At 43.6% G+C, this 12,701-nt stretch carries 12 protein-coding genes; 3 read left to right on the top strand and 9 right to left on the bottom strand.

Annotated features, from left to right (window positions below):
• Positions 1 to 153: 153 nt before the first annotated feature.
• From AC5W2J_RS08575 to AC5W2J_RS08565, 3 genes are read left to right on the top strand one after another with little or no spacing between them, the layout of a single operon-like run.
• Entirely contained in the window at positions 154 to 786 is a 633-nt protein-coding gene (locus tag AC5W2J_RS08575; protein ID WP_496059062.1) for a GNAT family N-acetyltransferase, read from the top strand.
• Between the two features lie 22 nt (positions 787 to 808).
• Positions 809 to 1,450, top strand: a complete 642-nt coding sequence (locus AC5W2J_RS08570) for an acetoin utilization AcuB family protein (protein ID WP_496059061.1) — start codon at positions 809 to 811, stop codon at positions 1,448 to 1,450.
• Positions 1,450 to 2,625, top strand: coding sequence for an acetoin utilization protein AcuC (locus tag AC5W2J_RS08565; RefSeq protein WP_496059060.1), 1,176 nt, complete (start codon positions 1,450 to 1,452; stop codon positions 2,623 to 2,625). The genes AC5W2J_RS08570 and AC5W2J_RS08565 overlap by 1 nt, the downstream gene beginning before the upstream one ends.
• Positions 2,626 to 2,714: 89 nt before the next feature.
• Here AC5W2J_RS08565 and ccpA read toward each other — a convergent pair whose 3' ends face one another.
• The 9 genes from ccpA to AC5W2J_RS08520 all read right to left on the bottom strand — a co-directional run bounded on the left by ccpA (position 2,715) and on the right by AC5W2J_RS08520 (position 12,618).
• Complete coding sequence (gene ccpA / locus AC5W2J_RS08560; RefSeq protein WP_496059059.1) at positions 2,715 to 3,719, bottom strand: catabolite control protein A; 1,005 nt, start codon at positions 3,717 to 3,719, stop codon at positions 2,715 to 2,717.
• 265 nt (positions 3,720 to 3,984) lie between these two features.
• A complete protein-coding gene (locus tag AC5W2J_RS08555; RefSeq protein WP_496059058.1) occupies positions 3,985 to 5,061 on the bottom strand; it encodes a bifunctional 3-deoxy-7-phosphoheptulonate synthase/chorismate mutase in 1,077 nt (358 codons plus the stop codon).
• A gap of 219 nt (positions 5,062 to 5,280) precedes the next feature.
• Positions 5,281 to 5,730 (bottom strand): YtxH domain-containing protein, encoded by a 450-nt coding sequence (locus tag AC5W2J_RS08550; RefSeq protein WP_496059057.1) that lies wholly within the window; start codon positions 5,728 to 5,730, stop codon positions 5,281 to 5,283.
• Between the two features lie 5 nt (positions 5,731 to 5,735).
• The gene (locus tag AC5W2J_RS08545) at positions 5,736 to 6,194 is read right to left on the bottom strand and encodes a DUF948 domain-containing protein (RefSeq protein WP_496059056.1); all 459 of its coding nucleotides are present in this window, start codon (positions 6,192 to 6,194) and stop codon (positions 5,736 to 5,738) included.
• A 200-nt stretch (positions 6,195 to 6,394) separates the two neighbouring features.
• Entirely contained in the window at positions 6,395 to 7,702 is a 1,308-nt protein-coding gene (gene murC, locus AC5W2J_RS08540) for a UDP-N-acetylmuramate--L-alanine ligase (RefSeq protein ID WP_496059055.1), read from the bottom strand.
• Positions 7,703 to 7,824: 122 nt separating this feature from the next.
• Positions 7,825 to 8,484: a hypothetical protein gene (locus AC5W2J_RS08535; protein ID WP_496059054.1), complete on the bottom strand. Its 660-nt coding sequence runs from the start codon at positions 8,482 to 8,484 to the stop codon at positions 7,825 to 7,827.
• A 17-nt stretch (positions 8,485 to 8,501) separates the two neighbouring features.
• Entirely contained in the window at positions 8,502 to 9,602 is a 1,101-nt protein-coding gene (locus AC5W2J_RS08530; RefSeq protein WP_496059053.1) for a nicotinate phosphoribosyltransferase, read from the bottom strand.
• Between the two features lie 156 nt (positions 9,603 to 9,758).
• Entirely contained in the window at positions 9,759 to 9,947 is a 189-nt protein-coding gene (locus AC5W2J_RS08525) for a hypothetical protein (protein WP_496059052.1), read from the bottom strand.
• 175 nt (positions 9,948 to 10,122) lie between these two features.
• The gene (locus AC5W2J_RS08520) at positions 10,123 to 12,618 is read right to left on the bottom strand and encodes a DNA translocase FtsK (protein ID WP_496059051.1); all 2,496 of its coding nucleotides are present in this window, start codon (positions 12,616 to 12,618) and stop codon (positions 10,123 to 10,125) included.
• Positions 12,619 to 12,701 lie beyond the last annotated feature (83 nt).

Raw genomic sequence — 12,701 nt, 5'->3', positions numbered from 1 at the left:
ATCTGCTGAATTCAGGCTTATTACCGGTGACTATTAGTTACTGTAGGGATTCTCCCGAAGAAATTCCCTTAAATCCCCAATATTTTTTTCAGGTGTTGTATAATAAAAGTAATTCTATCATTAGTTCATTATATGCTAAAAGGTGGTACTTGGATGAACCATAAGAAGAAATACTATTCAAAGGAACTGGAATTCAACGGCAGGACACTGCTGATTGAAGGTCCAATATCCGGAAAAAAAATTCATGATTACGAACTGCACGAAGGACTTGTCGCATTCCGTTCCCCTTCCGAACAAAAGAAAGCGCTTATTAGTATTGCCGATCTTCCCGAAGGTCGTATTAATGTTGTCGTTGATGACAACACAATAGTCGGCTATGTCACGTTTGTCTACCCGGATCCGCTGGAACGCTGGTCTGAGGCAGAAATGGAAGAACTGCTGGAATTAGGAGCTATTGAAGTAGCTAAAGAGTACCGCGGTGCGAAACTTGGCTCCAATCTGCTCACTTTTTCCATGCTTGATGATGCTGTGGAGGACTTTATCATTATTACAACAGAATATTACTGGCACTGGGATTTAAAAGGAAGCGGATTGAGCATTTGGGATTATAGAAAAGTAATGGAAAAAATGATGAATGCCGGCGGGCTCGAATGGATGGCAACAGATGACCCGGAGATAAGCTCCCACCCGGCCAACTGCCTGATGGTGCGCGTTGGTAAAAGAGTGTCGCAGTCTTCGATGCAGAAATTCGACGCCATCCGGTTTACGAACCGCTTTATGTATTAATTGTACAAAGGAGGATATATCTATGCTCGTTGAAGAAATTATGAAAACAGACATGATAAAAATAAAGAAAGAAACCACCATCCAGGATGCAATGGATCTTCTTCAGAAAAACCGCATCCGCCATATTCCTGTCGTTGATGAAAATATGTTGATTGTCGGTATTGTATCCGACCGGGATATAAGAGATGCAAGTCCATCCGTTTTCCAGCTGGACGCTTTAAAAGAAGAACTGAACCGTCCTGTTTCGGATATTATGAAATACCCTGTCATTACAGCCCACCCTCTGGACTTTGTAGAAGAAACAGCCGTCGTATTATTTGAAAACGACATCAGTGCCCTGCCTGTCGCAGTTGACGATAAACTGGTCGGCATGCTGACAGAAACAAATGTACTCCATACGATTGTAAAGCTTACAGGAGCTCATCAGCCCTCTTCCCAGATTGAAGTGGTTGTCCCCAATATTTATGGGCATCTGGCAGATTTATCAGCTTTATTTAAACAACATAAGATTAATATAACCAGTGTGCTCGTATATCCCAGTGATGATCTTACCCACAAAGTGCTTACCTTCCGGGTGCAGACGATGGATCCAAGGCCGATCATGAGTATGATCGAAGAAGCGGGCTACCACGTGAAACGACCGCACTTCCCGGGGATAGAGTAATGAATAAGGATGCTGTTTTTGTCTATTCAGAAGACCAGATGCAGTATAAGTTTAATGACGACCATCCTTTTAACCATCTGCGTCTTCGTTTAACTTATGATCTTCTGCTTGCCTTGAACGTTATTCAGGAGGAAGACATTCTTACTCCCCGCATGGCAACAGATGAAGAAATTAAACTTTTTCATGATGACGCTTACATTGAAGCTGTCCAGGCAGCCGGCAAAGGAACATTAAGCGAAGGTGTGGCTGCCAACTACGGAATTGGCACAGAGGATACACCCATTTTCAAAAATATGCATGAAGCATCCGCTCTGCTTGTAGGAGGCACCCTAACAGCTGTAGATGCTGTTATGCAGAATAAAGCCCAGCACGCCCTGCATCTGGGCGGCGGCCTTCACCACGGTTTTCGCGGCCGCGCTTCCGGCTTTTGTATTTATAATGACAGCGCCATTGCGATTGAGTACATGCGCAGGCATTACGGGGCCCGGGTTCTTTATATTGATACCGACGCCCACCACGGCGATGGAGTGCAATGGGCGTTTTACGATACGCCCGATGCCTGTACTCTTTCTATTCATGAAACAGGCAGGTACTTATTCCCCGGCACAGGCAGTGTCAATGAAAAAGGCCAGGGCCAGGGGTTTGGGTTTTCTATCAATATCCCTGTAGATGCTTTTACAGAAGATGATTCCTTTATTTCCTGTTACGAAACGGCGATTGAGGAAGCAGCTGCTTTTTTTAAGCCTGATGTTATTCTCACTCAGAATGGCGCAGACGCCCATTACTACGACCCTTTAACCCACTTGTCTTCTACTATCAAAACGTTTGAAATGATACCACGTCTGGCTCATAAGCTTGCCCATAAGTACTGCGGGGGCAAATGGATTGCTGTCGGCGGCGGCGGTTATGATATCTGGAGGGTCGTCCCGCGGGCATGGTCTATGCTGTGGCTGGAAATGACAAACCGCCAGGATCTTTTGAAGCATCCGATTCCGCCAAAATGGATAGAGACGTGGCAGGAAAAATCACCACACCCTTTACCGGACAAATGGACCGATCCTGAAGATATGTACGAACATATCCCACGCCAGGCAGAGATAACCGGAAAAAATGAAAAAACATTGGAAAAATCGCTTTACTATATTCGAAACGAACAGAAAACAAAGAAAAAATAAATTTTGTTTTTTCCACTATACCCAGTAATAAGCATACAAAAAGCTGCGGCTCTTTATAAAGAGCCGCAGCTTTTTGTACATGGTTTCTTTTATTTCAATGTGCTGGAATTTCTGTATTCCAATCTATGCGGAAGCACGACTACTTTTTCATCCACTTCTTCTTTGTTCATGTACTTTGTCAAAAGCCGCATGGATACAGCTCCAATATCATACATAGGCTGTACTACTGTAGTCAGCGTCGGCCTTACCATTGTGGCAAGTCTCGTATTATCAAAACCAATCACTTCTACCTCGTCCGGTACTTTTTTGCCCTGGTCCTGCAGACCGTGAATAACTCCTAAAGCCATTTCATCGGTTCCTGCAAAAATAGCGGTTGGCGGATTGTCGACCTTCATAAGAGTATCCGCTGCCTGAATGCCTGAATCATAGGTGTAATCCCCGATAGCTACGAGGGAGTCATCGAAGTTCATGCTCTTTTCTGTATAGGCTTTCTTGTAGCCGCTGAATTTCTGAAATCCGTTCACTGGATCTTCAAGCGAACCGGATACCATACCTACACGACTGTGTCCAGCTTCTATAAGCTCTGTCACTGCATCAAACGAAGCCTGCTGGTAGTCTATGTTCACTGAAGGCAGTTCGCCGTCCTGGTCTACTGTAGCAGCCAGTACTACCGGTACAGGAGAACGCTTGAACTGTGTGACGTGTTCTTCTGTAATTTCGCCGCCCATAAATAAAATACCATCCACCTGTTTTTCCAACAGCGTATTGATCAGGCTGATCTCTTTATCTTTGTTCTGGTCCGAGTTGCACAAAATAATATTGTACTTGTACATCGTCGCAATATCTTCAATACCCCGGGCCAGTTCAGCGAAAAAGATATTGGAAATGTCAGGGATAATAACCCCTACTGTCGTCGTCTTTTTGCTGGCAAGTCCTCTTGCTACAGCATTAGGGCGGTAGCCAAGTCTTTCAATGGCATCCAGCACTTTTTTTCTTGTTGCCGGCTTTACGTTCGGGTTTCCGTTTACTACACGGGATACCGTAGCCATCGATACCCCAGCTTCTCTTGCCACATCATAAATAGTTGTATTCAATGAAAGGCCTCCTTTTTTTATTCTTTACTTTCGTACATTTATTGCTATCATATTATAACTTAAGGAGGTTCTGCAATTCCTTTAAGCCGTATTCTTGTGTATTTTATGAAAATTTATTAATTTTTTCATAAAATATTTCCTATCTGATCTTATTCTATTTTCTTCAGCATAGCAAATAATAAAGCGTTTTATCCACACAAAAAAACAAAAGAGGCGAGAATCGAACCAGGTCGATTACTCTCCTCTTTTTATCTTTTGTACTATTTTAATATTTGTAAAGTCCTGAGTCACGAAGGGATGTCAGGAAATCCTGGAACTGCGGAATGTTCATCTGCTGAGCAGAATCGGAAAGCGCTACGGCCGGATCCGGATGAACTTCTGCCATAACAGCGTCTGCTCCGATTGCAAGTGCTGCTTTCGCTGTTGGAAGAAGCAGATCTCTTCTGCCTGTAGAATGCGTTACATCAACGAGTACCGGAAGGTGTGTTTCCTGCTTTAAGATCGGCACTGCTGAAATATCGAGAGTGTTACGTGTTGCTTTTTCATACGTACGGATACCGCGCTCACAAAGCATAATATTCGAATTACCTTTAGAGATAATGTATTCTGCGGCATTAACGAATTCATCAATAGTAGCCGACAGTCCTCTTTTCAGCAGGACAGGCTTATCTACTCCGCCCACTTCTTTTAAGAGTTCAAAGTTCTGCATGTTTCTTGCACCAATTTGAATCACATCAATATACTCTGTAGCCATTTGAACATCTTTTGGGCTTACAATTTCACTGATTACGACCATATCCAGCTCATCAGCTACTCTTTTTAAGATTTCAAGACCTTCTTTACCAAGTCCCTGGAAGTCATAAGGGGACGTTCTTGGTTTAAACGCTCCGCCTCTGAGAAGCTTCAGTCCCTGTGCTTTCATTGCTTTTGCTACTTCGTATACCTGCTCGTAGCTTTCTACTGAACACGGTCCGAGGATCAGGCGCTGATTGCCGTCTCCAACCATTTCTCCTTTTAGGTCAACAATCGTATCTTCCTGCTTCTTTTTACGTGACACAAGAAGCGTTTTGCGATTGTCATCTTCCTGAATTTCCAGGCTCGCTTTGAAGATCTGCTTGAACAGGTGCTGAACCGTTGAAGTCTCAAAAGGACCTTTGTTGTTTTCAGCAATTAAATCCAGCATATTTCTTTCTCTTACCGGATCAAATCTTTTCTGCCCTGCTGTATTTTTCACCTGGCCGATTTCTTTAGCCAAAGTAGCTCTTTCATTAATCAAATCCAGGATTTGAAGGTTTACTTTATCCAGTTCGTCTCTTAGTGCATCCAGTTGTTCGTTACTCATAACATGCTCCACTCCCTAGTCTTTTCTGCTTTTTATGATTATATTGCTATTATAAACGAAGTTTATTACTATGTCAGCCTTTTTTTCTTTATTAATTAGACGCTTTTAAGCACTAAAGCGTTTTATGCCTTATTAACAGACTTGCTATCCTATCTATTTTTAATTTTTTTGTTTCTTTTCCATAAAAAAACCCGCATTTCTCAATGCGGGCTGTTACCTTTAATTTGAAGGTTTGTTATTATTCAGGTCGGATTGAAGCTTTTCGACTTCTGATTTAATTTTCGAAGACTGCTCGCTGTCTGCATGTTCGAGTTCTTCTGTTAGCTCATCAGCAAGTTCATCCGCCGTTTTCTCTGTATCCTGTTTTACGTTGCCTGCGGCATCCGCTGCAGCTGTTTTTACTTTGTCATAAAACTCATTTGAGTTTTCACTTACGCTTTTAGCGATAGTGGATGACTTTTCTTTAGCTGTAGACGCCCACTGCGACCCTTTATCGTAAGCAGTAGTAGTGAAGTCTGACGTTTTGGATGAAGCTGACTTCGTGCTGTCTGTAATATCTGTGCGAAGCTCGCTGCCCGACTTAGGAGCAAGAAGTAATGCCGCGCAGGCGCCTGCAATGCCGCCGATAAGCGTTCCAATTAAAAAGTCTTTTGAATTAGTATCTGCCATGTTGTTCATCCCCCAGTCGTCGTATTAGTATTTTGAGCTTCTGCCTCGGGACGCGGCTGTCTCGCCTGCCATCTCGTGTACAAATCAATCGCAGCGTTACCCCACTGCATTGCGCGGGCCACTTGTTCGGATTGCTGCTTGGACTGCAGTGTAACAGTGTCGGACATTTCTTTAAAAGTATAATTTATAGATTGCACCGAATCTCCTACATCTTTTAATGATTCAAACAGTCCATTTAAAGATTGAGACTTTTTCTGCACATCGTCTACAATGATTGTAGATTTCTGTACAAGATGTTCCGACTCTGTGGTTATGCCTTCTACTTGTTTCTCCACACGGTCCAGCGTACCTGCTACATTTTTCATGGTGCTTGAAGCAGCTTTTAGTGTCTGGACAATGAATATAACAAGCACAGCAAACGCGATAGCAACGATTAATGCGCTTATGTAGAGTAAGATTTCCATAAACGTACTGCACCTCCTTCTTTACCTACTTTTAATACCACTCTTGGTTAAAACTGAAACATTAATATTATCTTTCTTTCTCTATTGTAACTAAATTTTCTTATAAGAAAAGAAGGTTTTCCCATTTTTTATCAAGACGGGCTTTAATTTTCATATTTTCACTTAAAAAAGGCACCTGCCTCGCAGCAGGTGCCTGATCTTTATTCTGAAACGTTTGCTACGTTCTCATAGGCCTTTTGAAACTTTTGAATATCCCCGGCCCCCATAAATAAAATAACACCATCCTTATGTTTGGAAAGCTGATCCATATCTTCTTCGGAAATCAGAGAGGCATCCGGAATTTTATTCTGAAGGTCTTCGATTGTTAATTCTGTATCCTGCTCACGGGCAGAGCCAAAAATGCTGCAAAGATAAACATGATCTGCCTGTTTCAGGCATTCTGCAAAATCATCAAGAAATGCCTGAGTTCTTGAAAAGGTGTGGGGCTGGAAAACGGCAATGACTTCTCTGTTGCTGTACTTCTGTCTGGCTGATTCAATTGTCGCTTTAATTTCAGTTGGATGATGCGCATAGTCGTCAATGAGTATTTGGCTGTCGACTTTTTTCTCTGAAAACCGGCGCTTTACGCCGCCAAAGCTTTCCAGCTGCTTTTTTATAAGCTCAGCAGGCATTTCCTCATAGTGACAGAGTGCAATGACTCCAAGCGCATTAAGCACGTTATGACGGCCGAAACCAGGGATAGAGAATGTGCCGTAGCGGTCTCCTCTAATGTGAACGTCAAATGAAGTGCCTGCTTCGCTCGTCTGAATGTTGTCTGCATTAAAGTCATACTTGCCGTCAATGCCATAGTACATAATCGGTACAGAGGCATGCAGACTCTGCAGATGTTCATCATCTCCACAGGCTACAATACCTTTTTTCACGCCTTGAGCCATTTCCTGGAAAGCATCTACTACATCGTCCACGTCTTTAAAGTAATCGGGATGGTCAAAATCAATATTTGTCATAATCGCATAATCCGGCTGGTATTCAAGAAAATGACGACGGTACTCACAGGCTTCAAAAGCAAAAAAAGCACTGTTTTCTTCCCCTTTTCCGGTTCCATCCCCTATAAGATAGGAAGTCGGCTTATACGCTCTAAGCACGTGAGCGAGAAGTCCGGTCGTTGACGTCTTGCCATGTGAACCCGCTACCGCGATAGATGTAAAACGGTTTGCAAATTCTCCAAGAAATACGGGATATTCCATAACGGTCATACCCAATTCTTTTGCCCGTTTTACTTCTTCATGATTTTCTCCGTAAGCCGCAGAAGAGATAAGTACCTGTCCTTTTTTAATATTCTCTTCCTGGAAAGGATAAATAGGAATGCCTCTTTCTTCGAGAGGAAGCTGGGTAAAGAAAGGCTTTTCTACATCGGAGCCTTGTACTGGTATCTTCATATCATGCAGGATTTGTGCCAGGGCACTCATTCCTGATCCTTTAATTCCAATTAGGTGGTGCGTATTCATGTTAAATACCTCCAGTATTCATCCTGCTGTAGGGCAGAGACCTTTAAATCGAGTATTGGACAAACACTTCATCATTATAGCAGATAGGTCTCCTTCATCCAATAAATGTCCTTATAATCCTGCTAATGACCTAGAACATGTCTGTACCATATAATACCATGATCTTTTGCAAAAAGTCTCTTGAATTCCGCAGAAGACCGGCCGCTTTTTTCTCCGGTCCAAAAATACTCTGCTTCTGTTTCGTTCAAAGAAAGAGACGCCGGTGTATGGATGGTATATGTTTTGCCACGGTATGTAATCGCTCGAATCAGCACTATTGGACCGGGCAGGGGCTTTTCTTTTTCATACGAAAAAAGATGCACCGCTGACGTGGACGAACTTTCAAGAAAAAAGCGTCCTTCGATAACTGCTTCGCGCCGTGCATCTATTGTAAACGGCTCCAGAGCTGATACCATAATCAATGCAGCAAGCTGCCGCTGGGTAGAGGAAAGCGAAGCCGCCTCTGCTTTGATAAATTGGTCAAACAGCCGGGAACCCGCTACGCTTTTATAGTCATATTTCATCCAGTCCAAAAAAAATATATTCCACGATCCCTGTTCCAAAAAAGCAGTTGGACAACCGGTCCACTCTTCAAATAAATGTTTTGCCCTTACTTTTTCCCGAAGATTAATATGCGAGTCGGTCCATAAAGAGAACTGTCTCTGCATGGACAAAAGCGCTTCATCAGCTTCCGCCTGCTGCTGTTTTTTATACGCTTGAAAGTCAGGAATTTCATCTGACATGAGACATCCCTGCTTTTCTAATTAATTTTTTCCAATCGTGGATTCGGACGGTGTTTCCTGCCTGATTTTGCTTCATGTTCTCCGTTTAAAAGCACGTTGTCTCCCGTAAAGCCGATGTGAATCTTAAGAAGGCTTCCGCCGACACCGTACATATCAATAGGAACCTGCTGATCTTCGTACATAGCAATCCGGTCCACCGTGAAGCCGCCGCTCGCGACAATTTTCACATGTTGAAAACCTTCCGCATCTAACGCTTCACGCAGGGCAAATATAAGTTCCGGATTAACACCACGGGGATCAAAGGCACCCATCACTTCCGGATTTCTGCAGAAATACTGATCGACCACTCCATTGGATGTATCCACACGTACACCTTTTAAGTCTTCTCCGAACTCCCGCGCTACTTTTAAGGCATCAGTAATAACATCATTATTGTAATCCACCAGTGCCATCAATTCGTCCTCCGGGTATGTTTCCTTATATGCCCGGGTCGCAGCTACAAGATCTCCACGGAACAGCTGAATTAACGCGTGGGGCATGGTTCCCATTCCTTTTTTCCCCCACCATTCGCTCATCGCATGTGTCGCCTGGGCGGTCGAACCGCCGATATGTGCTGAATAGCCGTCCCCTGCCTGCTGTGTAAAATGATCATCACGATCCCCCATAAAAATAACAGGTTTTTGAGAGCCCGAACGCCTGGCTGCTTTTACGACATCGTATACGTTTGTAGCAACAGAGGTTCTTCTGGCAAAAATACCATCGATAACCCCTTCTAAAAAGCCAAAATTCTGATAAGGCCCGGTAACGGAGAGCACTGTCTCATAAGGAATAATTTTGTCTCCATCTTTCAAAGACATAATCTCCAGGCTTTCCGGATCTTCAGCAAACGTTTTTATCAAAGCGATCACTTCATCTGTGCCGCAGAGGACAGCATTTTCTTTTTGGAAAAACTGGGTAGTAACAATATCACTGCTTTTATATTTTTTAGCAATTTCTCTTGTTTTTAAAAAATAAACAGCAGAAAACCATCCTTCGCCCACCCGCTCATCAAATTTGAATGTCTTATTTGTTAAACGGCTTATCTCTCCGCGCATCTTATATTCTATTTCTTTTGGCATAAACAGACTCCTTGTATACTGGACCTTTATAGTAGCTTCCGGGCCGTATCATTATTTAATGGATAATCTCAAAATGAAGTCCGCGCATGAGGCCGCGGACTTCATTTGATTTATAGGCAGCATGCTGAATATGGCTCCCGCCTAAATCATATTTTTTTAGTGAATCAAGGCGGTTTTTCCTTGTTCCATAATTATTGCTTCTACTATTTCCTGCGCATCTTCTGCTTTTACGCTGCCAAATCCATACTGCAGCACAATCGAAATATTTTTTTCGTAATCTGTTAACAAAGCCAAAACCTCCGGATAAACAAACTCCAAAAGAATATCGAGCTGAATCTGTTCCATAAGAGCTCCCTCCCTGGTTGTAAGAAATCAGCTTGCCTGGAAAGCATGGTTCTGCCTGTTTGTTTGAAGCCTTAGGAAAATGGTTGTTACATTTGTTACCTCTTATCATATAGAACCTTAAAGTAATTGACAAGACTTTGTATTCAAAAGGAAAGATCCGGAGCGGACGCCCGGTTTAGGACTGGCTCATATTTTCCAGTTCTCTCGGGGACACAAGTACTTTTCTTGGCTTGCTTCCCATTGCTTCCGATACAAGGCCTTTTGCTTCCATCAAATCAATCAGCTTGGCAGCCCGGTTATAGCCGATCGAGAACTTTCTTTGCAGCAGGGAAGAAGAAGCACCGCGGTGTTCGCTCACAAACAAGCACGCCTCTTCAAACAAATCATCCTGGACTTCCACGGTTTCTGTCTGCTTAATAAGTTCCTCTTGTTCGATAAAATAATCCGGACTGCTTTGATTTTTCACAAAGTCTGTAACGGCTTCAATTTCTTCATCTGTCACAAAGGTGCCCTGAACCCGTATCGGCTTTGGTGCGCCGTTTGGATAAAATAACATATCCCCTTTACCGATAAGCCTTTCTGCGCCACCCATATCCAGAATCGTACGGGAATCAATCTGGGAAGACACAGCAAACGCTGTTCTGGAAGGAATATTGGATTTAATCAATCCGGTAATAACGTCTACAGAAGGACGCTGGGTGGCAAGAAGCAGATGAATCCCGCATGCTCTCGCTTTCTGGGCGATGCGGCAGACAGAGTCTTCGACTTCCTGAGGAGACACCATCATCAAGTCAGCCAGTTCATCAATGACAATAACAATGTATGGCATTTTAGAAGCATAGTTTCCCTGCCTTACCATCTTTTCATTATACTTTTTGCTGTCTCTTACTCCCTCATGCGCCAGTTTTCTGTAGCGGTCTTCCATTTCCTGTACCGCCCATTTCAACCCGGCTGTTGCTTCTTTTGCATCATGAATAACCGGCGTCACTAAATGAGGAATATCTTTATAAGCAGCAAGCTCTACCATTTTGGGATCGATCAGCATCAGCTTTAAATCTTCAGGTGATGATTTATAAAGCAGGCTTATTAATATGGAGTTAATGCAGACACTTTTACCGGACCCCGTCGCTCCCGCAATCAGGCCGTGCGGCATTGTCTGCAGATCTGCCGTTATTGGAGCGCCTGATATATCAAGTCCAAGTGCCACAGTTAATGGTGAGGCACTGCGGATAAATACGTCCCGCCGCAGAATTTCCCTTAAAAACACAGGCTGGCTTACTGCGTTGGGTACTTCAATACCAATAGCATTCTTTCCCGGGATCGGCGCTTCCATGCGAAGATCTTTCGCAGCCATGGCGAGTTTAATATCATCAGTCAGGTTGGTTATTTTGTTGACTTTCACTCCCGGTGCAGGCTGCACCTCAAACCTTGTCACAGAAGGACCTTTTGTCACTTCAGATACAACTGCTTTTACGTTGAAATTGCGGAGGGCCGCTTCGAGCTGCTCCTGCTGCGCTGCCAGTGATGCCTCATCGTCGTTGGTCGCACGGGGCGGGGGATTTAATAAAGAAAGCGATGGATAGATGTATCCACCTTTGTTTTTTCTGCCTGCAGGCTGGGGGCTTAAACGCCGTTTTGCGGGCATCAGCACGTTATACGGGTTTTTCTCCTGTTTTTCCAGTTTTTTTTTCGCTTCTTCGTGTTCCTGCTTTTCTTGTCTTCCGGTTTCTTCAAAAGAAAGAGTCCGCACTTTGGATTCTTCTTTTCTGCCGGTTTGTTCGTTCACTTCTTCTTTTACTTCAATTACCGGAGCCCGCCTGGCTTCTATCTTTCGTCTTTCGTTCGGCTTTGGTACTTCTATTTTTTCACCGGCGGGGGGTTCGGAAGACAGCTCTTCTGGTTCCTCCGGATAAAGATAAGCTTTTTTTTTAAGCTCATTTTCTTCAAAATCAGGCGGGGTTTCCATCCGTTCCTGAAGATTTTCCAATGTATGATCCTGACTGGCTTCCGGCTCGTATTCTTCTTTATGTTCCGGCTTTTTCTTTAACGAATCGCGGTGAAGCGGGAAATTTTCATAACCGAATACAGGAGAAGGAATGTGACGGGCTTTAAAGTCCCTTCCCTGGAAGTATCCTGACTCTATTTTCTCGGAAGCCGCCGGTTCTTTAACCGCTTCCACCCGCTTTTCCGGACGTTTTGGCTTCTGATAGGGCTCTGCCGAACGCTTTTCCGTCCTTTGAGAAGGACGCTTTTCCATTTTCGGCACAAACGCCGGACGGTCTTTATTGTTCCGCTCAAAAGCAGGAATGTCATATACGTTCTGCCTGCGCTGTCTCGGGCCCTCATTCATTTCCTGGGGTCCCGGCTCCTGCGGTTCGCTTTCTGCATCTGATTCATCCAGAGCTAAAGGGAAACGAAACTGTCCCTTCTGCGGGTAGTGATGGAGCACCCGCTGTTCTTTTTCTTCTCTTTTAAATGGTTCTATCGGTTCAGCGTGTTTTGTTTTTTTATCTGTCATATTTATAGGAGTTGAAGGAGGCTGCTTTGTGCGGGCTTCCTGGGTAGGTTCACTTTTAGGTTTTTCCTTTTTTTCTTCAATATATTCATTTTCATCTTCGCCAAGAAAAAATGATTGAATGGACTGCATCCATCTTTGAAATGATCCGGCCATTTATATCTCACTCCTGTCAATGTTAAGCTTAAGTATCAGCCGTTCTTTCTCTATTGTAAAGGAGCAGGAAAAAATCCACTAGC

It is taken from the genome of Sinobaca sp. SA16-1, from assembly GCF_059510515.1.
The sequence above is the reverse complement of the archived record's forward strand: the minus strand, read 5'-3'. Positions and strand labels throughout refer to the sequence as shown.

Excerpts from the sequence above, each read along its gene's own strand:
- AC5W2J_RS08555 (WP_496059058.1), bottom strand. The coding sequence starts at position 5,061 with ATGAGTAACGAACAACTGGATGCACTAAGAGACGAACTGGATAAAGTA.
- AC5W2J_RS08570 (WP_496059061.1), top strand. The coding sequence starts at position 809 with ATGCTCGTTGAAGAAATTATGAAAACAGACATGATAAAAATAAAGAAA.
- AC5W2J_RS08575 (WP_496059062.1), top strand. The coding sequence starts at position 154 with ATGAACCATAAGAAGAAATACTATTCAAAGGAACTGGAATTCAACGGC.
- AC5W2J_RS08530 (WP_496059053.1), bottom strand. The coding sequence starts at position 9,602 with ATGCCAAAAGAAATAGAATATAAGATGCGCGGAGAGATAAGCCGTTTA.
- AC5W2J_RS08520 (WP_496059051.1), bottom strand. The coding sequence starts at position 12,618 with ATGGCCGGATCATTTCAAAGATGGATGCAGTCCATTCAATCATTTTTT.
- murC (WP_496059055.1), bottom strand. The coding sequence starts at position 7,702 with ATGAATACGCACCACCTAATTGGAATTAAAGGATCAGGAATGAGTGCC.
- AC5W2J_RS08525 (WP_496059052.1), bottom strand. The coding sequence starts at position 9,947 with ATGGAACAGATTCAGCTCGATATTCTTTTGGAGTTTGTTTATCCGGAG.
- AC5W2J_RS08565 (WP_496059060.1), top strand. The coding sequence starts at position 1,450 with ATGAATAAGGATGCTGTTTTTGTCTATTCAGAAGACCAGATGCAGTAT.
- AC5W2J_RS08535 (WP_496059054.1), bottom strand. The coding sequence starts at position 8,484 with ATGTCAGATGAAATTCCTGACTTTCAAGCGTATAAAAAACAGCAGCAG.
- AC5W2J_RS08545 (WP_496059056.1), bottom strand. The coding sequence starts at position 6,194 with ATGGAAATCTTACTCTACATAAGCGCATTAATCGTTGCTATCGCGTTT.
- AC5W2J_RS08550 (WP_496059057.1), bottom strand. The coding sequence starts at position 5,730 with ATGGCAGATACTAATTCAAAAGACTTTTTAATTGGAACGCTTATCGGC.